At 65.4% G+C, this 24,212-nt stretch carries 19 protein-coding genes and 1 pseudogene; 9 read left to right on the top strand and 11 right to left on the bottom strand.

Translation table 11 applies throughout. The features are described 5' to 3' along the window. The 3 genes from ACOJTD_RS16795 to ACOJTD_RS16785 all read left to right on the top strand — a co-directional run. Positions 1–889, top strand: an 889-nt coding sequence (locus tag ACOJTD_RS16795; RefSeq protein ID WP_420134024.1) for a glycosyltransferase family 2 protein, incomplete at its 5' end; no start/stop codon positions are given. Then, positions 886–1,776 (top strand): ChbG/HpnK family deacetylase, encoded by an 891-nt coding sequence (locus ACOJTD_RS16790; RefSeq protein WP_420134023.1) that lies wholly within the window; start codon positions 886–888, stop codon positions 1,774–1,776. The genes ACOJTD_RS16795 and ACOJTD_RS16790, both read left to right, overlap by 4 nt. A 117-nt stretch (positions 1,777–1,893) precedes the next feature. After that, a complete protein-coding gene (locus ACOJTD_RS16785; protein WP_420134022.1) occupies positions 1,894–2,769 on the top strand; it encodes a DUF2076 domain-containing protein in 876 nt (291 codons plus the stop codon). Between the two features lie 76 nt (positions 2,770–2,845). On the opposite strand, the gene ACOJTD_RS16780 is transcribed toward ACOJTD_RS16785, so the two are convergent. Beyond that, positions 2,846–3,640 (bottom strand): L,D-transpeptidase, encoded by a 795-nt coding sequence (locus tag ACOJTD_RS16780; protein WP_420134021.1) that lies wholly within the window; start codon positions 3,638–3,640, stop codon positions 2,846–2,848. Between the two features lie 291 nt (positions 3,641–3,931). Here ACOJTD_RS16780 and ACOJTD_RS16775 point away from each other — a divergent pair, with 291 nt between their 5' ends. After that, on the top strand, positions 3,932–4,717 hold the full coding sequence (locus ACOJTD_RS16775; RefSeq protein WP_420134020.1) for a protein phosphatase CheZ: 786 nt from the start codon (positions 3,932–3,934) through the stop codon (positions 4,715–4,717). Between the two features lie 89 nt (positions 4,718–4,806). Here the strand turns inward: ACOJTD_RS16775 and ACOJTD_RS16770 are convergent, their stop codons facing one another. Continuing rightward, positions 4,807–6,012, bottom strand: a complete 1,206-nt coding sequence (locus tag ACOJTD_RS16770) for an MFS transporter (RefSeq protein ID WP_420134019.1) — start codon at positions 6,010–6,012, stop codon at positions 4,807–4,809. Positions 6,013–6,069: 57 nt separating this feature from the next. Further along, a complete protein-coding gene (locus ACOJTD_RS16765; protein ID WP_420134018.1) occupies positions 6,070–6,588 on the bottom strand; it encodes a hypothetical protein in 519 nt (172 codons plus the stop codon). Positions 6,589–6,895: 307 nt separating this feature from the next. Here ACOJTD_RS16765 and groES point away from each other — a divergent pair, with 307 nt between their 5' ends. The 4 genes from groES (at position 6,896) to ACOJTD_RS16745 (ending at position 12,027) form a co-directional block, all read left to right on the top strand. After that, entirely contained in the window at positions 6,896–7,192 is a 297-nt protein-coding gene (groES, locus tag ACOJTD_RS16760) for a co-chaperone GroES (RefSeq protein WP_054165399.1), read from the top strand. A 30-nt stretch (positions 7,193–7,222) separates the two neighbouring features. Then, entirely contained in the window at positions 7,223–8,869 is a 1,647-nt protein-coding gene (gene groL, locus ACOJTD_RS16755; protein WP_420134017.1) for a chaperonin GroEL, read from the top strand. Between the two features lie 356 nt (positions 8,870–9,225). Then, positions 9,226–10,422 carry a hypothetical protein gene (locus tag ACOJTD_RS16750; protein WP_420134016.1) on the top strand — a complete coding sequence of 399 codons (1,197 nt, stop codon included), beginning with the start codon at positions 9,226–9,228 and terminating at the stop codon, positions 10,420–10,422. 90 nt (positions 10,423–10,512) lie between these two features. Continuing rightward, the gene (locus ACOJTD_RS16745; protein ID WP_420134015.1) at positions 10,513–12,027 is read left to right on the top strand and encodes a phytoene desaturase family protein; all 1,515 of its coding nucleotides are present in this window, start codon (positions 10,513–10,515) and stop codon (positions 12,025–12,027) included. Between the two features lie 355 nt (positions 12,028–12,382). Here ACOJTD_RS16745 and ACOJTD_RS16740 read toward each other — a convergent pair whose 3' ends face one another. Next, a complete protein-coding gene (locus tag ACOJTD_RS16740; RefSeq protein WP_420134014.1) occupies positions 12,383–12,796 on the bottom strand; it encodes an META domain-containing protein in 414 nt (137 codons plus the stop codon). A 138-nt stretch (positions 12,797–12,934) separates the two neighbouring features. After that, on the bottom strand, positions 12,935–14,599 hold the full coding sequence (locus tag ACOJTD_RS16735; protein WP_420134013.1) for an L-lactate permease: 1,665 nt from the start codon (positions 14,597–14,599) through the stop codon (positions 12,935–12,937). A gap of 258 nt (positions 14,600–14,857) precedes the next feature. Between ACOJTD_RS16735 and ACOJTD_RS16730 the strand changes: the two genes are divergently transcribed. Continuing rightward, complete coding sequence (locus ACOJTD_RS16730; protein ID WP_420134012.1) at positions 14,858–16,609, top strand: ABC transporter ATP-binding protein/permease; 1,752 nt, start codon at positions 14,858–14,860, stop codon at positions 16,607–16,609. A 401-nt stretch (positions 16,610–17,010) separates the two neighbouring features. Here the strand turns inward: ACOJTD_RS16730 and ACOJTD_RS16725 are convergent, their stop codons facing one another. From ACOJTD_RS16725 to ACOJTD_RS16700, 6 genes and pseudogenes are all read right to left on the bottom strand, one after another. After that, entirely contained in the window at positions 17,011–18,009 is a 999-nt protein-coding gene (locus ACOJTD_RS16725; protein ID WP_420134011.1) for a TorF family putative porin, read from the bottom strand. A 428-nt stretch (positions 18,010–18,437) separates the two neighbouring features. Continuing rightward, positions 18,438–19,451 (bottom strand): hypothetical protein, encoded by a 1,014-nt coding sequence (locus ACOJTD_RS16720; RefSeq protein WP_420134010.1) that lies wholly within the window; start codon positions 19,449–19,451, stop codon positions 18,438–18,440. 71 nt (positions 19,452–19,522) lie between these two features. Continuing rightward, positions 19,523–20,836, bottom strand: a complete 1,314-nt coding sequence (glcF, locus tag ACOJTD_RS16715) for a glycolate oxidase subunit GlcF (RefSeq protein WP_420134009.1) — start codon at positions 20,834–20,836, stop codon at positions 19,523–19,525. Continuing rightward, complete coding sequence (locus ACOJTD_RS16710) at positions 20,833–22,074, bottom strand: FAD-binding protein (protein WP_420134008.1); 1,242 nt, start codon at positions 22,072–22,074, stop codon at positions 20,833–20,835. The genes glcF and ACOJTD_RS16710 overlap by 4 nt, the downstream gene beginning before the upstream one ends. A gap of 165 nt (positions 22,075–22,239) precedes the next feature. Further along, positions 22,240–23,733 carry an FAD-linked oxidase C-terminal domain-containing protein gene (locus tag ACOJTD_RS16705; protein ID WP_420134007.1) on the bottom strand — a complete coding sequence of 498 codons (1,494 nt, stop codon included), beginning with the start codon at positions 23,731–23,733 and terminating at the stop codon, positions 22,240–22,242. 123 nt (positions 23,734–23,856) lie between these two features. After that, positions 23,857–24,212: pseudogene (locus ACOJTD_RS16700) on the bottom strand (TetR/AcrR family transcriptional regulator); the annotation flags it as partial.

Here is a 24,212-nt window from a genome sequence, read left to right as displayed (position 1 = left end):
CGGCCTCGTCTGCGAAGTGGTCTATGTCGACGACGGCAGCGCCGACGCCACGCTGAGCATCGCCCGCAATCTTCCGGCCGACGGCATCGACGTCCAGGTGGTGTCGCTGTCGCGCAATTTCGGCAAGGAGGCGGCGCTGCTGGCCGGCCTCGATCACGCCCGCCGCGGCGCCGTGCTGTTCATGGACGGCGACGGCCAGCACGCGCCGGAGCTCGCCGAGAAGCTGGTCTCGCACTGGGTCGATGACGGCTACGACGTCGTCTACACCGCCAAGGCGCATCGCGATAACGAGCCGCGATTGCGTCGCGCCGCGGTGCGCGGCTTCTACGCGCTGATCAATTGGGGCGCGCGGCAGCCGATTCCGGAGGACGCCGGCGACTTCCGCCTGCTGTCGCCGCGCGCGGCGGCGGCGCTGAAGCAGCTTCCCGAGCGCAACCGTTTCTTCAAGGGCCTCGCGAGCTGGATCGGCTTTCGCCAGTTCCGCGTCGACTACGAACCCGAGCCGCGCTCGCACGGCTTCAGCACCTTCAGCACCGGCCGCCTGATCGGCCTGTCGATCGAAGGCCTGACCTCGTTCTCTGTCGCGCCGCTGCGGATCGCCAGCCTGCTCGGCGCCCTGCTGGCGCTCGGCGCGTTCCTGTTCGGTCTGTCGATCCTGTGGGAGACCTGGGCTAACGGCAAATCGGTGCCGGGCTATCCGTCGCTGATGGTCGGCATGATGACGATCGGCGGCGTGCAGCTGCTGATGATCGGCATCGTCGGCGAGTACATCGGCAAGATCCTGTCCGAGCTGAAGGCACGGCCGATCTACTTCGTCGCCGAGCACAGCGTGCGGCAGTCGGGTCCGAGCGAGGGCGCCGCACACTCCGAACAATCCGCTGCCGAATGAGCGCGACTGCGCCGCGGCGGATATGGCTGTGCGCCGACGACTACGGCATCAGTCCGGGCGTCAACCGCGCGATCCGCGAACTGATCAGCAACCGGCGCCTTAACGCCACCTCTGTGATGATGGTCGGCCCCGCGATCGATCGCGAAGAGGTCCTGGCTCTGCAACAAGTGGCAGAGGAAGCCGATTGCGCGATCGGCCTGCATGCGACGCTGACTGCGCCGTTCTCGCCGCTGACCATGCACTATCACCCGCTGCACGGCGGCATCTTCCTGCCGCTCGGCCGCAAGCTGCGCGGCAGCCTGCTGCGCCGCCACGACCGCGCCATCATCGCCACCGAACTCACTGCGCAGCTTGAAGCCTTCGCCGAACGGTTCGGCCGGATGCCGGACTACGTCGATGGTCATCAGCACGTGCAACTTTTCCCGCAGGTGCGCGACGCCTTCGTCGGCGTGGTCAAGGCGCTGGCGCCGCACGCCTGGGTCCGGCAATGCGGCCGATCGCAGCCGCTGGCGCAGCGGCTCAGCGCTCCGAAGGCGCTGCTGCTGGATACGCTGAGCGGGCCGTTCCGCAAACGCGCAGCGCAAGCCGGCCTCGCCACCAATCCGGGCTTCGCCGGCGCCTACGACTTCGCACGCGAGACCAACTTCGAGACGCTGATGGCGTCGTTTCTCGACGGGTTGCCGGACCGCGGGCTGGTGATGTGCCATCCCGGCTTCGTCGACGATCTACTGGTCAGCCTCGACCCTTTCACCGATCAGCGCGAGCGCGAACACGCATTTCTCGCCAGCGATCGCTTTCCTGCTCTGCTCGCGACGCACAATGTGACGCTGCTGCGACGCTCCGACAGTGCGGCGACGCCGGCAGCGCCATCTCCTACCGAAAATTAATCCGGTCCGGGGCTTATTGCTGCCCAGCCACCTCCCTACATTTTTCAGCACTCATGCCCGCTGCGCCGCAGCCTGCGGATCGCGCCGCGTGAGCAACGGATGCTGAGGGAGACCATCATGACACCGCAAGAACGGCAGCTTGTGGACGATCTGTTCGAACGGCTGGCCCGCCTCGAATCCGCGCCGCGCGATCCCGACGCTGCGGCTGCGATTTCGCAGGGGCTGCGGCTCGCGCCGAACGCGGTCTATGGCCTGGTGCAGACGGTACTGGTGCAGGACGAAGCCCTGAAGCGCGCGCACGAGCGTATCCAGGAACTGGAAGCCGGCGACCATCAGCCTGCCGGCAATCAGGGCGGTGGCTTCCTCGACACCATGCGCGATGCGATCTTCGGCCAGAATCCGAGCCAGCCGCAGCCGCGCGGTTCGGTGCCGAACGTGCCCCCGCCTGGCGCCGGCGCCAGCCGCCCGGCCTGGAATACCGGGCAGGTGATCGGCCAGCAGCAGATGGGACAGCCGGCACCCGGGCAATATGCGCCGGGTCAGTACGCACCTCAGCAAGGCGGCTATGGCGGACCGTTCGGCGGCGGTGCCCCCTCGCCGGTCGGCGGCGGTGGCGGCTCGTTCCTCGGCACGGCTGCTGCTGCGGCGGCCGGCGTGGTCGGCGGTTCGCTGTTGCTCTCCAGCATTCGCGGCATGATGGGCGGCGGCGGCCATCAGAGCATGATGGATCAGACCGGGCTCGGCGGCCTCAATCCGTGGGGCGGCAGCGGCGATCAGTCGGGCAGCAGCCTGGCCCAGCAGGCCGGCCTCGGCGACATCGGCTCGCAGCGCGGCGGCGTCGATGACGGTTCGCGCTACGGCGCGATGGACCCTGCACAGAACGACGATTCCGATCGCGGCGGCGACTACGACCGCATGGCCGATGCCGGCTACGATCAAGACGACATGGACGACGGCTTCGACGATGGCGGCGGCGACAGCGACTTCGCCTGACGCTTAGCCACAACTACTCAGCACAACGGCCGCCCTCGGGCGGCCGTTGTCGTATCAGCGGCAGATGAGCAGACGCTCAGATCACCACGACGCGGGCGCCGACATTGACGCGGCCATAGAGGTCGATGACGTCCTCGTTGCGCATCCGGATGCAGCCGGACGAGACGTTGGTGCCGATCGTCCAAGGCTCGTTGGAGCCGTGGATGCGATACAGCGACGAGCCGAGATACATCGCGCGGGCCCCGAGCGGATTCTCGGGACCGCCTTCCATGAAGCGCGGCAGATCCGGACGGCGCGCCAGCATCTCCTTCGGCGGCGTCCATGATGGCCATTCACGCTTGGCCGAAATGGTCTTGACGCCCGACCAGGTGAAGCCGGGGCGGCCGACGCCGATGCCGTAGCGTAGCGCCCGCCCGTCGCCCTGCACCAGGTACAAGAACTTGTTGGGCGTATCGACCACGATCGTGCCGGGCTTCTCGTTGCCCTGATACTCGACCACCTGCTTCTCGTATTTCGGATCCATCGCCGGCCGCGCCGGGTCGATCGCTTCCGGCTGCCGCATGCCTTGCATCTGCGGGTGCATCGGCGGCAGTCCTTGGCCGCGACGTCCTTGGTAATAGGACTGCTCCGGCTCGTAGTATTGCGGCCGCGCCGGCTGATCGCCGTCGCTGAACAGGAATTCGATAAAGCCGCCGCCCATATTTCCGCGCTGCGCCGATGCGGTGCGCACGGGCACCGGCTGCGGCGCCTGCGGCGCACCGTAGATCACGGTCGGGGCGGAGGATTGCATCTCGTAGGCCGAGGCGATCGGCAGCCCGGCGGCGAGGCACGACACACTGGTCAGCAAGGTAAGCGTGGTTTTCCTGAACATCGACGTACTCTGAACTGTTTCGTCGGGATGCGCCCAAAGGCGCCGGTGAATGCAACGGATCAGAAACCAAAACCGGATCGGTTTGGTAAACGAAACCGCCGTGAGGATTCACCACGACGCGAAACAGCGGCAAAGCTGCGCTTAACGTTTATTTTCGGTGAAAGCCAAAGCGCGATGGTTAACAGTATGTATTTGCGCTTGCGATCTCAACCAACTGTTAGTTCCAACCGGCAACGCACCGTTAAAGAGATGGCACTACAAAGAAGTATTGCCTGAAAACGGGATGAGCCGATGTCAATCCAACGCAAGCGCTTCCGGATCGAAGAACTCACGCTCGGTAGCGCTCCGCCGCTTGCACCGATCGACTGTGACTCCGGTCCGACTCACCACGATATCATGTCGGAACTTCGCGCGATCCGCGCGCAGATCGTCGGCGGCGGCCAGCCTATCCTGGCCAACGGCGTCGGCACTCAGGAGATCGAGGCCTCGACTGCGGACGAAGTCGCCGAAGCCCGCGCGCTGCTGGCGCAGTATCGCGCCCAGATCGAACAGTGCGAAAAGCTCAAGGTCGAGCTCGATCTGATCCACAACGCGATCGACCAGACCAAGCGCGAAATCGCAGTGCTGCACACCAAGAGCTTCAGCGGCGAAGAGATGGCCCGGGTCAACGGCGAACTCGGCGCCGTGGTCGGCGGCACCGAGGAAGCGACTCAGCAGATCCTCGAAGCCGCGGAAGCGATCGATCAGGCCGCCACCGCGCTCGGCAAGGTCACCTCGGCCGATCAGCAGAAGGCGCTGAGCGAAGAGATTCAGGAACGCGTGATCTCGATCTTCGAGGCCTGCAACTTCCAGGACCTCACCGGCCAGCGCATCAGCAAGGTGATGCAGACCATGAAGTTCATCGAGCACCACATCGTGGTGATGATGGACATCTGGGGCGGCGTCGACGCCATCAAGGCGCATGTGCCGCCGGTGGTCGATACCCGCGAGGGCGATGCCAAGCTGCTCAACGGCCCCCGCGCGCTCGGCGACGAGGGTCACGCCTCGCAGGACGACATCGACGCAATGTTCAACTGATCGATCGCTATCGATCTCGCGAATTCAAGAGCCCCGATTCCGCTGAGCGGGATCGGGGCTCTTCCGTTTTCTGGGTCGACAGTCAGCCGCTATCGATCCGCCGTCCGCGGCGCGCGGATCAGCATGAAACAGCCGACCCCGATCAGCGCCGCCACCATGCCGAACTCGATCACCGCCGCGTCCGAAAACCGCTCCACCGCCGCGGCGACCACGAACGGCGCCGACGCCTGCACGAACAGGGCCGGCCGCGCGATGCGGCCGATCACCCGGCCGTAGCCTTCCGGCCCGAACATCAGCAGCGGCAGGCTGCCGCGCGCGATGGTCATGACGCCGTTGGCAGCGCCGAACGCGATGCAGAACAGGCCGGCGACGCCGACCGACACGCCGACGAAAGCCAGCATCGCGAACGCCACGCCCATCAGCGCAATGGCGCCGCGCGCGATCCACAGCGGATGGGTGCGGCCGGCGAGCAGAAAGTCGATCAGCCGGGCCGCGACCTGCGCAGGGCCGAACAACGCGCCGAGCGTAACCGCCGTGGCGCCGCTCAGGCCGCCGCGCTCCAGCATCGCCAGCAGGTTCGAGGTGACGCCGGACAGGATCAGCGCGTGCAGCGCGAAGCCCATCGCCAGCAGCAGAAACGGCCGTCCCTCGGGACGCAGCGGCTGCTGCGGCACCAGATGCGGCCCGGACGGGACCGCGCCCTCGGTCCGCGCCGCTGCCCGCGGCAGGGCGAAGCCGTGCAGCGGCGCAACCACCAGGGCCATGACGGCGGCAAATACGAGATAAGTCCCCCGCCAGCCGAAATGCTCGAGCAGCAGATGCGTCGCCGGCCAGCCGATGGTCGAGGCAAAGCCGCCCGCGAAGGTGACGAAGATGATCTGCCGCCGCGCCGAACTGCCGAACAGCCGCGCGAGCGTGGCAAAGGCCGGATCGTACAGGCTGGACGCCATGGCGGCGCCCATCAGCACCCAGGCGGCAAAGTACAACGGCCACGCATCGAAGACTGCGAGCAGCAACAGACCGAGCGCACCGATCAGCGCACCGGGCGCCATCACCACATGGCCGCCGTGACGATCGATCAGACCACCGACGATCGGGGACGCGATCCCGGAAATCACCAGTGCCAGAGAGAAGCCGGCCATGCCGAACGCCAGCGACCAGCCGCGGTCGGCGACCAGATGCGGCATGGTCAGAACCGGCGGATAGATCAGGATGCCCCAGCCGAGGATCTGGGTCACCGCCAACACCACGACCGCGCGTCCGGGTCCGACCAGAAGGCCGCGCAGGGCGATCATGACGTCATGGCGTCAGCCAGTCTCCGGGGCCGCTTCGGCCCTCTTTATTCGCAGCAATCAGGCGCGCGGGGAGCAGCGCACATACACCATATTGCCGTAGCGGGTCGCTGCATCCTTGTCGAGGAACCGCGTGACCAGGACGCGGCCGTCGAACGAGACGATCTCGCGGTCCTGCTCGCCGATCGGGCCGGCCGGACCGATATAGTTCTTGCCGCCCGGCGAACCCTTGAGGCGCAATTCCTGCGGCGTCGCCTGGTCGGCCAGATGCATGATCACGCCGCCGGTCGCGCCGGCGCCGATCACGTAGGGATTCTTGCACTGCGACAGCGCGGCCTTTTCGGTGCGCGCCCGGTCGGCAGGGTTTTGGTACGACGCCAACCCCCAGCGTCCGACGATCTCTTCGGAACGGATGGTCGCCGGAACTTCCGGCGGCGGCGCAGGCTCCGCGACTTCGGCCGGCTGCGAGCCGCCGAATCCACCGAACCCGCCGAAGCTGCCGCACGCGCCCAGGCCGAGAGCCATCAGGGACGCGATCGCCAGATTCAGAGGCGCGCGTGCGTTGCTTGAACTGATCATAATTTCTCCCCGAGAGAACATCCCCATGCGCCCCTTCGCCACACAACCGCAAAATGCCTCGTCAGGCAATGCGTTCGGCAAAGATCCCGCGCAACGATTCAGCCGCGAGAATCCATCATTCGCCTCACCAAGCTCTTAAGCTTTGAAGACGATCCCCTCAGCTTGACAGGAACTTCATCAAGCCATATTCGGGACGGACAATTAGCACTCTCGCAGCACGATTGCCAACAACGCGGACTACTCTTGCACCGCGTACCGACCCGGCACTCGAAGCCGAGCACCTCCAGCCCGCAGCACAGGATCTCCCATGGCTAAGCTCAATTTTCGTCCACTCCATGACCGTGTCGTGGTGAAGCGCATCGACGCGGAAACCAAGACCAAGGGCGGCATCATCATTCCGGACTCCGCCAAGGAGAAGCCGCAGGAAGGCGAAGTCGTCGCCGTCGGTCCGGGTGGCCGCGACGAAACCGGCAAGCTGACGCCGATCGACGTCAAGGCGGGCGACCGCGTGCTGTTCGGCAAGTGGTCGGGCACCGAGATCAAGCTCGACGGTCAGGAACTCCTGATCATGAAGGAGTCGGACATCATGGGCGTGGTCGGCTGATCCGCCTCTAGCAGACATCAGGAGAGTTGAATGGCAGCCAAAGACGTTAAATTCGCCGGCGATGCGCGCGATCGGATGCTTCGCGGCGTCGACGTTCTCGCCAACGCCGTCAAGGTCACGCTCGGCCCCAAGGGCCGGAACGTGCTGATCGAGAAGAGCTTCGGCGCTCCGCGCATCACCAAGGACGGCGTCACCGTCGCCAAGGAGATCGAACTCGAAGACAAGTTCGAGAACATGGGCGCGCAGATGCTGCGCGAGGTCGCCTCGAAGACCAACGACCTCGCCGGTGACGGCACCACCACCGCGACCGTGCTGGCCCAGGCGATCGTGCGCGAAGGCGCCAAGGCGGTTGCCGCCGGCATGAACCCGATGGATCTGCGCCGCGGCATCGAGATCGCGGTCCAGGCCGTGATCAAGGACATCCAGAAGCGCGCCAAGCCGGTCGCCTCCTCGGCCGAAGTCGCCCAGGTCGGCACCATCTCGGCCAACGGCGACGCGCCGATCGGCAAGATGATCGCCCAGGCGATGCAGAAGGTCGGCAACGAAGGCGTCATCACGGTCGAAGAGAACAAGTCGCTCGACACCGAAGTCGACATCGTCGAGGGCATGAAGTTCGACCGCGGCTACCTGTCGCCCTACTTCGTGACCAACGCCGAGAAGATGACCGTCGAACTCGACGACGTCTACATCCTGCTGCACGAGAAGAAGGTCTCGGGCCTGCAGTCGATGCTGCCGGTGCTCGAAGCGGTGGTGCAGTCGGGCAAGCCGCTGCTGATCATCGCCGAGGACGTCGAAGGCGAAGCGCTGGCGACCCTCGTCGTCAACCGTCTGCGCGGCGGCCTCAAGGTGTCGGCCGTCAAGGCGCCGGGCTTCGGCGATCGCCGAAAGGCGATGCTGGAAGACATCGCGATCCTGACCGCCGGCCAGCTGATCACCGAAGAGCTCGGCATCAAGCTCGAGAGCGTCACGCTCAAGATGCTCGGCCGCGCCAAGAAGGTGGTGATCGACAAGGAGAACACCACCATCGTCGGCGGCGCCGGCAAGAAGCCGGACATCGAGGCCCGCGTCTCGCAGATCAAGGCGCAGATCGAGGAAACCACCTCGGACTACGACCGTGAGAAGCTGCAGGAGCGTCTCGCCAAGCTCGCGGGCGGCGTCGCGGTGATCCGCGTCGGCGGCGCGACCGAGGTCGAGGTCAAGGAAAAGAAGGACCGTGTCGAGGACGCGCTGAACGCGACCCGCGCCGCGGTGCAGGAAGGCATCGTGCCGGGCGGCGGCGTCGCCCTGCTGCGCGCCAAGAAGGCCGTCGGCCGTATCAGCAACGACAATCCGGACGTCCAGGCCGGCATCAACATCGTGCTGAAGGCGCTCGAAGCCCCGATGCGGCAGATCGCCGAGAACGCCGGCGTCGAGGGTTCGATCGTGGTCGGCAAGATCCTCGAGAACAAGTCGGAGACCTTCGGCTTCGATGCGCAGAGCGAGGACTATGTCGACATGCTCGCCAAGGGCATCGTCGATCCGGCCAAGGTCGTGCGCACCGCGCTGCAGGACGCCTCGTCGGTCGCCTCGCTGCTGGTGACCACCGAAGCCATGGTCGCCGAGCTGCCGAAGGCCGACGCCCCGGCGATGCCGGGCGGCGGTGGCATGGGCGGTATGGGCGGCGGCATGGGCTTCTAAGCCCGCGTCTCTGTTTCCGACAAGACAAGGTACACAAGGCCGCCTCCGGGCGGCCTTGTTGCGTTTGAGGGAAGAATTGTAGTCGAGGCGTCCGCCCCACCCTCTCCCGTCATCGCCCCGCGAAGGCGGGCGACCCAGTATTCCAGAGCGCTGCGATGACCAACCAGCTCTCTGGGATACTGGATCCCCGCATGCGCGGGGATGACGGCTGTGTGTGAGGCACCGCAGCGGATTGCCGACCTCCGCCCCGCCATGTTTTTTGGCGAAGCGGCAACGATTTGCTAGTCAGGCCTTGGTTCGGTCCACTTCGAATCAAACAAGGCTCAAGACCTGCGAATCCTGCGAGGAATCACCCGATGCGCGCGCTTCTGTTCAGCCTGCTGATGCTGCTGCCTGCGACCGATTTGGCCCGAGCCCAGAGCAAGGCGGCGCCGAAGGCGGGAGCGACCACTACCGAAACCCGCTATTTCACTGCGCTCGACGGCTTCATGGACGGCGCCGACGTCATCCTCAAGGAAACCCGGCAGGGCAAGACGGTGACATCCGCCGTGCTCGATGTCTGCTACGCGCCGACCAAAGGCTCCGACCACAAGGATCGCTTCGTCGCCAATCTGCAGGCCAACGGGCCGGCCCTCACCGGCACCACCCAGACCACCAGCGACAAGGCTCCGGTGACGGTGAAGCTCGCCCGCAAGCAGAACGGCGAGACCGTCGACTTCAAGGGCCAGATCAGCATCGGCACCACGGTGCACGAGATCGCCTCGAACGACAATTCGGACCTCTCCGAGAAGGAATATCTCGAAAACCAGTCGAGCGACGAGAGCATCGCTCAGGCACCGAAGGATTTCACCGAAGTGTCGCCCGAGGCCGTCGGCATCAGGGTCAGCCTGGAATCTGCAGCTGACTTCCTGAAGACGCTGAAGGGCCAGAATCTCGAAGTGTCGCTGTCGAGCCTCAGCATCGGCTGCGACGCACTGCGCGCCGGCACGCTGGTGATCAACCTGACGACCGATCCGGCCCACGCCGCTGCGGTGATCGCCAAGGCCAAGAGCTTCCCGGGCGTGACCGCGGCCGGCTGGACAAACGGCATCATCGAGCTCGACCGCACCATCCTGTTTCCGGCCGCCGGCTGGCGCGACGGCGACAAGCTGAACAGAGACAAGATCGCCGCCACCGTCGCCAGCGTGCTGTCGCAGACGCTCGGCGCGACGCTGGCGACGTCCGCCTGGAACGACAATACCGGCAAGCTGAAGCTGACCTTCAAGAAGCCCAGCGACCTCGTGCAGTCGCTGCAGCTGACCGAGACGATCGAAGTCGAGGCGATGGTCAGCGCCGACAAGCCTGGCGCGACCGACAAGCTGCTGCTTTGGATCGGTAACCCGACCGATACCACGGCGGACGAAAGCACCGGCCCCAAGCTCGCCATTAATGACGATTCAACCGGCGACGAGGAAGCTGAGCCGCGGAGCGATGGCGGCGCGGTCGCAGCCCTGGCCAAGGAGCTGAAGGGCCAGCGTTGGGATTCCGAGAGCTCGACCTGGCAATCGCCGTAGCCGGTGCGGCCGCCCGACGCGGGCGGCCGTTTGACTTGCCGCCGCGTTGCAGCAATGAAGCGACTTTCTCGGCGGCAGGAATTTGGTTGAATGACCCGCACTGACGTAGTGGTGATCGGCGCCGGCCTCGGCGGCTTGACGGCGGGCGCGATCCTCGCGCGCGACGGTCGCCGCGTAGTGGTGATCGAGCGCAGCAATTCGGTCGGCGGTGCCGCCTCGAGTTACAAGGTCGGCGATCTGTTCGTCGAAGGCTCGCTGCACCTGACCGGCGATCCGCATGACTCGCAGGATCCCAAGCATACGGCGCTCAGCCGCGCCGGCGCGCTCGACGGCGTGCAGTGGGTCCCGGCCGGCGCGCTTTACGAGATGCGCGGCGGCCCGCTCGGCGCGCCGTTCGTGCTACCCGACAGCTTCGACGCCGCCCGCGCGGCGCTGACCGCGCGCTTCCCGGACGCGGCCGATGCGATCGACCGCTTGCTCGGCGAGATGCGACGGCTCGCGATCGCCGCCGGCGACGGCGGGCTCGACGCGGTGTTCGCGCTGGCGCCGGAATTCCCCGACTGGTCGGTCTCGCTCGCCGACAAGCTGCAGGCGCTGTTCGGCGGCAACGAAGCGCTGAAATGCGCCATCGCCGGCAATCTCTGTTACGTCCACGACGACACCACCGCGCAGTGGTGGGTGCCGTTCGCGATCGCGCAGGGCGGCTTCCTGCTGTCCGGCGCGCGGTTCGTGCAGGGCGGATCGCAGCGGCTGTCGAGCGCGATCACCCGCTCGATCCGCAAGGCCGGCGGCGAAGTGCTGCTTCGCCGCATCGTCAGCGGCATCGAGATCGGCGAGGCCGGCGCGCCGAGCCGCGTCACTCACACCGCGCGCGACGGCAGCGACCCGCAGACCATCGAGGCCGCAACGGTGATCGGCAACGCCGCACCCGCGACGCTCGCGGCGCTGATGCCGCAGCCACAGGCCGCACAACTCACCGACAGCTACAAGGATCGCCCGCTGGGTCTCTCTCTGTTCGCGCTGACGCTCGGGCTCTCCGCTCAGCCGCGTGAATTCGGCGTCAGCAGCTTCGTGACACAGTTGCTGCCGGATTGGATGAAGACGCTGGCGTCCTACGCGGAAGGCAAGACGCTGATGGCCGGCGAGCCCGGTGATCGCATGCCGCCGCTCGCGCTTGCCGACTATGCGGCCATCGACTCAGGCGTGCCGGCGCCGCCTTATGTGCTCTCGGTCGTCGGCCCCGATCAGTTGTCGAACTGGGCCGGTCTGTCGCAGGACGATTACCGCGCCAAACGCGCCCGCTGGCAGCAGGCGATCGTCGAGCATCTCGATCGCATGTATCCCGGACTGGCGGCGGCCGTGACGGCGAGTTCGTTCAACGTCGCACTGTCGGTGCAGCAATATCTCGGCGCGCCCGAAGGCTCAGTGTACGGCTTCGCGCCGCTGCCACCGGACAAGAGCGGCAAGCCCTATCGCACGCCACGCACCGTGCTGCCCGGCCTCTACCTCGCCTCCTCCTATTCCGGCATGGGCGGCCACAGCGGCGCGATCCAGTCGGCGGCGCTGTGCGCGGATATGATCCTGGGCAATCAGGCGGCGAAGTAGCCAAGGCACCGGTACACGCTCACGTTCGTCATTCCGGGGCGCGCGTAGCGCGAGCCCGGAATCCATACTCCGCGCGCTCGCGGTCGAGCACAGACGACGACGCGCGCGCTGCTCAAACATTAACACACGGGTTATGGATTTCGGACTCGCTCACTTCGTGAGCGCCCCGGAATGACGAATGCTGAAGTTGTTGCCTTCTTGGAAGCCTCACGCTTCCGTCATTGCGAGGAGCGAAGCGACGAAGCAATCCAGCCCGGTGCACTGCGCTGGATTGCTTCGCGCAGCCTGTCATCGGGCGGCGCTATGCGCCGACCCGTTAGCTCGCAATGACGGGGAGAGGTGTTACCTCGCGCCGTTAGTTCGTGTTCAGCCGAAACCGCAGCGTCTCGCCGCCGGAGAACGTCACATAGTCGCCCTGCCGTGCCCATGTGGTCGCGGCCGTCAGGGCGGCGACGAGGGCATCGTCGGCCTGGGCACGGTCAGGCGGACAGGCGCGGTTATCGATCGTGCCGGGCACGAAGATCACGGTGTTGCCGGCGACCGAGAACTGCCCGGAGCCGCCCTTGCACCACAGCTCCACCCGCGCCTCGCCCTTCTCGTCGATCTCGATGTTCGGAATGCGCTTCGAGCCCGGCTTCGGCGGCGCTTCGAGCGTCATCTCCAGACCGAACGGAAAATCGCCGGCGGGCTGCGTCAGCGCGGCACCGGCTGATCCCGCGACGAGCGCCGCTGCGAGCGCAGCGGAGGACAGCATTGAAGTCGAACGCATCTCACCTCGCGTAGTGTGGGGTCGCCTCATCTGTATCCCGCACGCAGCCGGCTTGGCCAGTTCGGCGACGCCCGATCCTGAAAACGTCGAACCCCGCGGCTTGCGCCGCGGGGCCCGCAACCTCTCAGAGGCGAATGGCTATTTCAGGACCATCGCGGTGAACGGATAGACGTAGGCCTGCAGCATCACCAGCACGCCGACCATGCAGGCCAGCGCGATCGAATGCAGGAACACGTAACGCAGGATCGAGCCTTCGTGGCCATACCAGTTGGTCGCGGTCGAGGCGACGACGATCGATTGGGCATCGATCATCTTGCCCATCACGCCGCCCGACGAGTTCGCCGCACTCATCAGGATCGGCGACAGGCCGAGCTGCTCGGAGGTGATCTTCTGCAGATTGCCGAACAGCACGTTCGAGGCGGTGTCCGATCCGGTCAGCGCCACGCCGAGCCAGCCGAGCAGCGTGCCGAAGAACGGATACAGCACGCCGGTCGCCGCGAAAGCGAGACCGAGCGTGGCGTCGACGCCGGACAGCCGCGTCAGCGTGCCGATCGCCAGCATCGCCGAGATGGTGATCAGCGAGATCGCGCACAGCCGGATGGTGCGGCCGTATTCGAAGATCATCTTGCCCGGCGAGATCCCCATCAGCACTCCGGAGATCAGCGCCGCCAGCAACATGCCGGTGCCTGTGAACGACAGATAGGTGAAGCTGAACACCGCACCTTCCGGCGTCGGCTTGGCGGCGACCGGCGGCACTTTCATGATCATCTTGTCGAGTTCAGGGACCGGGTAGTTCCAGACGAAGATCGAGTTGGCCCAGCCCTTGAACATCCCGGTGCCCCAGATCAGCATCACGATGCAGACGATGATCCACGGCAGCAACGCGCCCCACAGCTGCGGCTGGGTGAGCTTGGTGGTGTCCATCGGCTTCGGCGGCTTCATGGTGGCGGCCGATTCATCGTTGCCGCGCAGCTTCGGCGACAGCCACAGCTCCTTCGGCTGCCACACCTTGAGGAACAGGATCAGGCAGCCCATCGAGATCAGCGACGCGCCGATGTCGACGATCCACGGATTGATGTAGTTCGAGATCACGAATTGCGGGATGGCGAAGCCGACGCCGGTGACAAGGATGGCGGGCCAGATCTGGATCATGCCGCGGAAGCCGGCGAACGCCCAGATCAGCCAGAACGGCACCAGCAGCGAGAAGAACGGCAATTGCCGCCCGACCATTGCGCCGAGTGTGTAGGGATCGAGGCCGGTGACCGAGGCCAGGCCCTGGATCGGCGTGCCGAGCGCGCCGTAGGCGACGGGCGCCGTGTTGGCGATCAGCGACAGGCCGGAGGCAGCGAGCGGCGAGAAGCCGAGCCCGATCAGGATCGCGGCGGTGATCGCGACCGGCGTGCCGAAGCCGGAGGCGCCCTCGAAGAACGCGCCGAACGCAAAGGCGATCAGCAGCAGCTGCAGCCGGCGATCGGTCGTGACGCCGCCGATCGCCCGCTGCAGCAATTCGAATCGGCCGGTCTCGACCGTGATGCGATAGAGAAAGATGACGTTGAGGACGATCCAGCCGATCGGGAAGAAGCCGGTGACGACGCCGAGCAGCGAGGCCCGGATCGCCATGTTGGACGGCATCGTGAATACGAAAATCGCCACCAAGTTGGCGAGGATCAACGCGATGATGGCCGCGAGGTGTGCCTTCACTTTGCCACTGGCGATCAGCACCAGCAGCGTGACCACCGGGATGGCCGCCGCCAGGGTCGACAGCGCCGCGCTCCCCAGCGGATCATAAATTTGGTTCCACATCCGAATTCCTCCCTTCGAGATTTCGTGGCCGGCTATTGGCTGCCGGTAGCGAGAAGGGAGCGCGTCACGCGCGAGGCGGTGAGCGACAGCTAACGGGCGCTCACAACCTCGCGAAATCAGTCAGCCACCATCCCCCACCTTCGGCTTCATGCTAGGGTGCGACAAGAGGGCGCGACAAGCTGTTGTAGTTCGTTTTACCTACAACTTTCGTCTAGCGCGTCTCCGCTCGGAGACGCCGCATCCGGAGAAACCGATCCTGTGACCAATATCCGATCCACCCTCGCCACCGTCTGGCGGATCGCTGCGCCCTACTTCAAATCCGACGACAAACGCATGGGATGGACGCTGCTGACCGCAGTGGTGGTCATCGAGCTCGCCGTCGTCGGCCTGTCGGTGCTGTTCAACCGCTGGAACAACGTCTTTTACAACGCGCTGCAGGAGCGGAACCTCGACGTCTTCGTCTATCAGCTCAGCTATTTCTGCGTGCTGGCGGCGATCTGGATCGCGCTGAAAGTGTACCAGCTCTATCTCAACCAGTGGCTGCAGATCCGCTGGCGGCGCTGGATGACCGAGCGATATCTCGGCGAATGGCTGCACGATGCCAACCACTACAAGATGCAGCTGCTCGGCGACGCTGCCGACAACCCGGACCAACGTATCGCCGAGGACACCCAGATGTTCGTCGAGCGCACGCTGATCCTGGGGGTCGGCCTGCTCAATGCAGTGGTGACGCTGGCGTCCTTCGTGGTGATCCTGTGGGGTCTGTCGGACGACGCACCGCTGCACGTGTTCGGCCGCGATATCCCGATCCCCGGCTATCTGGTGTGGGGCGCGCTGATCTATGCGATTCTCGGGACCGCGCTGACGCACTGGATCGGCTCCCCGCTGGCCGATCTCAACTTCCGCCAGCAACGCTTCGAAGCTGATTTCCGCTTCAACCTGGTTCGTGCGCGCGAGAACGCCGAGCAGATCGCGCTGCTCCGCGGCGAGCCGGCCGAGCGCGGCAAGCTGGCGTCGCGCTTCGGGCTGGTCGCCGAGAACTTCATGCGGATCATGAGCCGCACCAAGAAGCTGACGGCGTTCACCGCCAGCTACTCGCAGGCCTCGATCATCTTCCCCTACATCCTGGTTGCCCCGGCCTATTTCGCCGGCAAAGTCCAACTCGGCGGTCTGATGCAGACCGCATCGGCGTTCAGCAGCGTGCAGGACTCGCTGTCGTTCTTCATCACGGCGTACCGGACGCTGGCCGAATGGCAGTCGGTAGTTGCCCGTCTCGACGGATTCGAGGCTGCGATCCAGAATGCCAACGCGTTGCGTGCGAATCCCGGTGTGGCCCGCGTGGCCGCGAGCGATAGCGGATCGATCGATCTCGACGATCTGAAACTCAGCCTGCCGGCCGGACAGCCCCTGATCGCGGCCGACGACTTCAGCATCAGCGGCAAGGAGCGCACACTGATCGCCGGCCCGTCAGGCTCTGGCAAGTCGACGCTGTTCCGCGCCATCGCCGGTATCTGGCCGTTCGGCTCCGGATCGATCGCCATCCCGGCCGACGCCTCGCTGATGATGCTGCCGCAGCGGCCTTACTTCCCGGTCGGCGAATTGCACGCCGCGATCGTCTACCCTTCGGAAGCGGACGCATTCAGTCCCGCCGAGGTCGGCGAGGTGCTGAAGGAGGTCGGCCTGCCGGCCCTGGCCGACCGACTTGCCGAGCACGGTCACTGGAACAGAACGTTGTCGCTCGGCGAACAGCAGCGCCTCGGCGTCGCCCGTGCCTTGCTGCACAAGCCGCGATACCTGTTCCTCGACGAAGCCACCGCGTCGCTCGATGAACCGTCCGAAGCCGCGCTGTATCGGCTGCTCGACCGCAAATTGCCGGACACCACGATCGTATCGATCGGCCATCGCTCGACGCTGGATGCCTTCCACCAGCGCGATGCCGTGCTCACGCCCACCGGCAAAATCTTCACGCTGCAGGACAAGGCGAAAGTGGCGGTGCCGGCGCAAGGCTGAGGCCGGCAAGCGGCAAGCGGCAAGCGGCAAGCGGCAAGCGGCAAGCGGCAAGCGGCAAGCGGCAAGCGGCAAGCGGCAAGCGGCAAGCGAGATTGCACGGGCTTACCCCGGGCACAACTGTCATCGCCCGCGTAGGCGGGTGATCCAGTATCGCAGTGCGCGTGTTGTGGCGCCGGAGCGGTTCAACGAATGCTCTGGGATACTAGGTCGCCCGTTCAAGCCGGGCGATGACGGGATGGCGCGCGGAGGGGCCTCACCTCATCCTGCGTGCGTGGGATCGTCGAGTGGGGACCTATCTGCCAGCATTCGCAGCTATTCGCCCGCCCCCATGACGACGTCCGCGCGAAACAAAAAGGGCGGCAGATTGCTCTGCCGCCCTCGTGTTCCCGGAGAGGGAAGACTTACTTGATGTTGCTCTGCAGCGTCACGTCAGCCGAGAGCTTGGCGATGAAGGTCGAACCGCACCACTTGGAACCGACGCCAGTCGGGTTGATCGCCGAGAAGCTGCCATTCGCCGTCGCAGTGAAGTCGCTGGTGAAAGCGTTGCAATCAGCCTTGGACAGATCGGTGTCCGAGTAACGCAGGTCGAGGGTGAACACCTTGTAGGTGAAGCCCACGCCGATGTTCCAGGTGTTGTAGTCCTTGTACTTGATGCCGTTCGGGAAGGCAGCCGTGCCGTAGAACGAGTCGGAGGTGCCCAGCCACTGGCGACCGAACTCACCCGACACGTACATTCCGACGCCGCTCGGACCGAACGTGGTGCTCGGGGCGGTGAACTTGCCGGTCACCGACGCGTAGTTGCCCCAGGCGCCGCTGTTCAGGTAGCTCGGGGTGTAATACTCGTTGGCGCCGATCGTGAACATGTCGTTCACGGTGTAGGCCACCTTGGCGTAACCTTCGAAGAAGCTCAGATCCTTCTTCAGGACGTTGCCGTTGACGAGCGCATTGGTGGCGCACTCGGTGCCCTGGAAGTTGCCGGCGAAATCGACGCCGTTTCCGCCGAACTGGCAGGTGCCGCCCGGATACAGGTAGCCCCAGACGCCGAAGTCGAACGCGAAGGCGCCGAAGGTCGGGCGGATACCGCCGTAGATGTCGACTTCGGCGGCGGCGCGGTTCGGGAACGAGATGCTCTCGAAGGAGCTACCGACGTAGAGCTGCAGATCCTTGGTGACGTTGTAGCGCGGCTCGAAATAAGCGGTCACCGACGGCTTGTGGTTCGACTGGGTGATGCCGCGGAACACGTAGTCGCTCATGATGGCGGCGCCGAACGCGACATCCCAGGGGTCGAACGCGACGACCGGCGGAGCCTTGGTGTAAACCTTCGCAGCCAGATCGGCGGCCGACGCCGACGAGACACCCACAGCAAGGATGGCCGCGGCCGACAGAATTGCTTTCTTCATGATGATCCCCATCGCTTTCAAGTCAGCCCGACCAGAGTCCAAGAAAAGACACGATATCGACCTGCTCAGTAACTCCCGCACAATCTGCGGCCGGCGCACGGAACCGTGAAGCAAAAAACACATGCAGCTGCCGGTTTTTTGAGCAAATCAGCCCATCCGATTACGAGTAGTTGCGGGGTGTGGCAATTTGACAACTAATTTGAGAACGGTTCTGAGCTGGTCGGAACAAACTCGCCAGTCGGAGCAACACTTTCGACGAAGAGCGGCGGTGCACGTCACGACCAGCATCGCCAACTGCGAAGCCGATTCGCAGAACTCAGGACGACCGTCCGCCGGCAGGTCGGGAGCCTGAGCAGCGCCCACTGGACGACAGCAAAAGACCGCGGACACTGCCCGCGGTCTTTGTCGGATCGGATTTCCTCGGCCGCTTAGAGCGAGTCCGGAGTGCGCGGACGCTCCTCATGAGGATGCTCGGCTTCGGTCTCGACATCCTCGCCATCATCCCCCGCCGGGAGCGCCTCGACGGAGGCGTTGTCCTCGTGGTCAGCTTCCGCAGCTGCGGGAAACGGCTCGGCGGGTTCATCATCCGCTGTTTCTTCGACCGCTGTCTCGGGCGCCGGCGCGGCTTCGGAGTCGTCGGCATCCGCCGTGACAGCCGACGCGGCCTCGATCTCGGCCGGCTCCGGCGCAGCGCCGTCGGTGCTCTCCGGCTCCGGCTCGGGCGTCGATGGAGCCACCTTTTTCGCCCGCGGTTTGCGCGGCTTGGCGACCTTCGTCACCGCAGGCGCTTCGGCCGGGGCAGCAGCGTCGATCGCCGCGAGAATCTCACTCGGCGGCTCTTGCGGCACGGCCTCGGGCGCAGGGGACGCCTTCGGCTTCGGAGCGGCTTTCTTCTTGGCCGGAGCCTTGGGAGTTGGCGCAACAGCCTTGGCCGGCGACGCCGCGGTCTTCGTCACCTTCGCCGGAGCCTTGCTCGGCGACGGCCTGCCTAGAGCTTTGGCCTTTTGCGCCTTGCCGACCGGAGCTTTCTTGGTCACGGCCTTTTTGGCCGGCGCCTTTGTGGCAGCAGACTTTTTTACGCCCGCCTTGGCAGCGGGGCCTGCGGACTTCTTGCCGGCAGCCTTCTTTGCAGGAAGCTTCTTCGCGAGAGCTTTTTTCGCAGGAGCCTTTGCCGACGCTTTCTTTGCAGAGGCCTTCTTCGCAGCGATCTTCTTCGCAGGAGTCGTTTTGGCGCCGGCTTTCTTCGTGGGGGATTTACCGGGCTTGCTCGCTACTTTTTTGCCGGCTTTCTTGGCAGCCTTTTTGTCGGCTTTCTTGCCGGACGTCTTGGCGTCCTTCTTGGCTTTCTTGGCGCTCAGCAGGAGCTTTGCCTTGTCGGACTTGCCGGCTTTCTTGTCCTTCTTGCCAGCCTTGTCCTTCTTGGACTTCTTGTCCTTCGCCATCGTCGTCCTCCTGTTGTGCGGATCACCCCTGTTCGGCAATCACGCCATCCGCCAGCAGGCCTGCAGCGCGGTCAGCTTTTCTCAGGCCGTGGACCGCCTGTCGCCCAATCGAGCAGTTCGATGGTGTGCACGACAGGAACATCCGTTCCGCTGGCGATCTGCACCATGCAGCCGATATTGCCTGCGGCGATCACATCCGGCTTGACCGAAGCGATGTTGGCGACCTTGCGGTCGCGCAATCTGGTCGCGATGTCAGGCTGGAGAATGTTGTACGTACCCGCCGAACCACAACACAAATGACTTTCGGGGATATCTTTCACCACGAATCCGGTCTTGGAAAGCAATTCTTTGGGCAGCCGCGTGATTTTCTGCCCGTGCTGCAGCGAGCATGCGGAGTGATAAGCGACCACGAGATTGTCGTGCGCCTGCTGCGGCATCAGCTCCAACTCGCTGATATATTCGCTGATGTCCTTGGCGAGCGCGGACACACGCGCAGCGGATGCGGCGAACTCCGGATCCTCACGCAACATAAAACCGTAATCTTTGATGACGGTCCCGCATCCCGAGGTCGTCACTAGGATTGCATCGAGACCGCCGCGATCGATCTCCCGCAGCCACGCCTTGATGTTGGTGCGCGCATATTCGAGCGTCCGGGTATCGCGGCCGAGATGATGGATCAGGGCACCACAGCAGGCTTCATCGGCGGCGAGTACCACCTCGATGCCATGACGCGTCAGCAGATTGATCGCGGCGCGATTGATCCGCGGCGCCAGCACCTGTTGCGCGCATCCGTGCAGCAGCGCCACCCTGCCGCGCTTCGGCCCGATCGCCGGGAATGTCGTGCCGGAGTCGGGACCGCGCTCCGGCAATTGCTTCGGCGCCAGCGCCAACATCGCCTTGATCCGGCCGAGCAGCGTCGGCCGGGCAAGATCGTGCGAGCTCGGCAGCAGCGCGGCGAAGGGCTGCACGATCCGCGCCGCCCACATGCCTAGCCGGAACATGCCCGGATGCGGCATCATCCAGGACAGCGCCTCGCGGACCACGCGGTCCCAGAACGGACGCTGGTAGTCGCGCTCGATCCGCACCCGTGCCTGATCGACCAGATGCATGTAGTTCACGCCCGACGGGCACGTCGTCATGCAGGACAGACACGACAGGCAGCGATCGATATGCTTGACGACGTCCGCGGTCGGCGGCTTGTCGCTCTCCAGCATCTCCTTGATCAGGTAGATGCGGCCGCGCGGGCTGTCGAGTTCGTCGCCGAGCAGCACATAGGTTGGACAGGTCGCCGTGCAGAAGCCGCAATGCACGCAGGCACGCAGGATCTTGTCCGCTTCGGCGATATCCGGGTCAGCGAGCTGGGCGAGAGAGAAATCGGTTTTCATACTGCGGGTCCGCGCGACAACCGGCCGCGATTGAGAACGTTCCTGGGATCGAAGCTGTGCTTCACCCGCTGCCCGAGCGCCGCAAGCCCGGCCGGCTGCGGCGGGAACACATCTACGGCGGAGCGCACCTCGTCGCTCGCCCGGATCAGCGTGGCGTGACCGCCGATCTTGTCGACGCGCTGGCGCAGCGCCTTGGCGTGAGCATCAGCGGCCGGCGGGAGAGCCGCCCAGATCAGGCCGCCGCCCCAATCGTAGATCACCTCGCCGCCGCTCTCGCGCTGCAGTGCCTCGCCGAACGCACCGCCGGACGCCGGCGGACAGACGATCCGCCAGACTGGCCACAGCGCGCGCGGTCCTGAGGCCGCGAACGGTTCGACGTCGCGCACCGCCGACCACAGCGCGGCGGAGGTTTCGTCGGTGATCAGTTCGGCCGCACCGTAGCTTGCCAGCATCTGACGCAGCGACTCGGCACGGTGACTGGCCGACGAGGTGATGCCTTCGAGCCGCAGCAGAGTCAGCGACTGATCTGGCTGAGAGATATCGCCGAGCACGCCGCCGGTGGTGCGCAGTGCCGAGCCCGGCAGATGCGCCGCGCCGCTGACGTCGTAAGGCGACCCCATGGCTGCGGTCATCGCCTTGTTGGCCGCGACGTCGCCGAGGCCGCGCAGCAGCAGCGTGCGCTCGCATTCCGGCCGCGGCGTCACCTTCAGCGTCACCTCGGTGGTCACCGCCAGCGTGCCCCAGGAACCGGCGAGCAGCTTGCAGAGGTCATAGCCGGTGACGTTCTTCACCACCTTGCCGCCGGCCTTGAAGCTCTCGCCGAAGCCCGACACGCCGTGCGCGCCGAGCAGATGATCCCGCGCGCCGCCGGATTTGATCCGGCGCGGTCCGGCAAGGCCGGCCGCGATCATGCCGCCGACGGTGCCTTCAGTTTCGACGGTGCCGAGCAGCAGCGCTGTATTCATCGGCTCGAAGGCGAATTGCTGATTCTTGGAATCGATCAGCGACAGCACGTCAGCCAGCGGCGCGCCGGCCTGCACGGTGATGATCAGTTCGTTCGGCTCGTAGGCGACGACGGCGTTCAGCGCCGACAGGTCCAGCACCGCATTGGTGGCCATCGGCTGACCGACACGCCGCTTGGTGCCGTGGCCGACGATCTCGAGCGGCTGCTCATTGGCGATGGCGGCGCGCACCACCTCTTCGACGTCCTGCGCGTCACGGGCTTTCAGCGTATCCACGGGCGAAAGGTGTCCTTCAACTCGGTCGGCGATCCCCCACTCCCCCGTCATTGCGAGGAGCGAAGCGACGAAGCAATCCAGCGCCGAGCACTGCGCTGGATTGCTTCGCTTCGCTCGCAATGACGGGGAGGGGCTGTGCTGCTTGCATCGATAAACAGGCCAAGCCTAAAACCGCGGGATGTCCGGGAAAGGCAGCTTTCCCCCATGCACGTGCATGCGGCCGAGTTCGGCGCAGCGGTGCAGGGTCGGAAACACCTTGCCCGGATTGAGCAGGCCGTCGGCGTCGAACGCGCATTTCAGGCGCTGCTGCTGATTGAGATCGATGTCGGAGAACATCTCCGGCATCAGGTCACGCTTCTCGATGCCGACGCCATGCTCGCCGGTCAGCACGCCGCCGACCTCGACGCACAGCTTGAGGATATCGGCGCCAAACGCCTCGGCGCGGTCCTGCTCGCCGGGCTGATTAGCATCGTACAGGATCAGCGGATGCAAATTGCCGTCGCCGGCGTGAAACACGTTGGCGACTCGCAGGCCGTATTTCTCCGACATCTCGTTCATCCGCCGCAGCACCAGCGGAAGCTGCGCGCGCGGAATGGTGCCGTCCATGCACAGATAGTCGGGCGAGATGCGGCCCACCGCCGGGAACGCCGCCTTGCGGCCGCTCCAGAACAGCAGCCGCTCCTGCTCGGAGGTCGAGATCTGGCAGGTGGTCGAGCCGCAGCCGAGCGCGATGGTCTCGACCCGCGTGATCAGTTCGTCGACTTCGACCTGCGGCCCGTCGAGCTCGATGATCAGCAGCGCCTCGACGTCGAGCGGATAGCCGGCATGGACGAAGGCTTCGGCAGCGTGGATCGCCGGCCGGTCCATCATCTCCATGCCGCCGGGAATGATGCCCGCCGAAATGATATCAGCGACGCACTGTCCTGCCGCTTCGACATTGGTGAAGCCAACCATCAAGGCGCGCGCCGTCTCCGGCTTTCGAAGGATGCGCACCGTGACTTCGGTGACGACGCCGAGCAAACCTTCCGAACCGGTGATCACGCCCATCAGATCGTAACCGGCGTTCTCGGCGCACTTGCCGCCGATGCGCAGGATCTCGCCGTTCATCAGCACGAGCTCGCAGCCGAGCACGTTGTTGGTGGTCATGCCGTATTTCAGGCAATGCACACCGCCGGAATTCTCCGCGATATTGCCGCCGATCGAACAAGCGATCTGCGACGAGGGATCGGGCGCGTAGTAGAAGCCGGCGTGATCGACCGCCTGGCTGATCGCCAGATTGGTGACGCCCGGCTCGACCACCACGGCACGATTGTCGAAGTCGATCTCGCGGATGCGCTTGAACTTGCCGAGCCCCAGCAGCACACCGTCGGCGAGCGGCAGCGCGCCGCCGGACAGCGACGTGCCGGAGCCGCGCGGCACCACCTTGATGCCGTGCTGATGGCAATAGCGCAGAACTTCGGAGACCTGCTTGGTCGTGCTCGGCAACACCACGACCATCGGCGGCTGGCGATACGCCATCAGCCCGTCAGACTCATAGGGGCGCATTTCGGCGTCGCTCGAGATCACGCCCTCGCCCGGCACGATCTTCCGCAAGGCCGCGATGATCTCGTCGCGGCGGGCCAGCACGGACTGATCCGGCTCCGGCATCAGAATGGTCATGCGAGATACTCCTGCGCAGGCTGCTGTGCGCGAGGCGATTGTAGCGCCGCGGGCGGAAACGGTCGGATCAGGATACGCTGATTGTCATATCCAGCACACTCGCTCAGAGCAAACTGGAACTGATCAGGCTCCGACCAGACTACGCGGCGGCACCACCGCCTGGACCACGAGGCCTCGGGCCCGGGCGTCCATCACACCGACTGCACGGAGTGCTAGCAGCGTGACGGTTTGCACTGCATCACGGAGTTTCGCCGGGTCGTCGAGATTATCCGGCGCCAGCGGCCCCACCAGAGACTCGTGCACCGCGCCGAGCAGCGCGGTCGAGGCGAGCGCGGTGTCTTGCGCGGGCAGATGGCCGGCGCGCACCGCGGCAGCGATCCGCAGCTCGATCTCGCCAGCGATCTCGCGGCGACTGGCGAGTCGTGACGCGGAGACATCGACATCGACCGGTTCCGCCAAGATGCCCCATGCGAGCTTGC

The sequence above is a fragment of the Rhodopseudomonas sp. genome (assembly GCF_048594845.1).
Classification (GTDB): Bacteria; Pseudomonadota; Alphaproteobacteria; order Rhizobiales; family Xanthobacteraceae; genus Rhodopseudomonas.
Note: the sequence above shows the minus strand (reverse complement) of the source record. Positions and strands in the feature narration are given on the sequence as shown.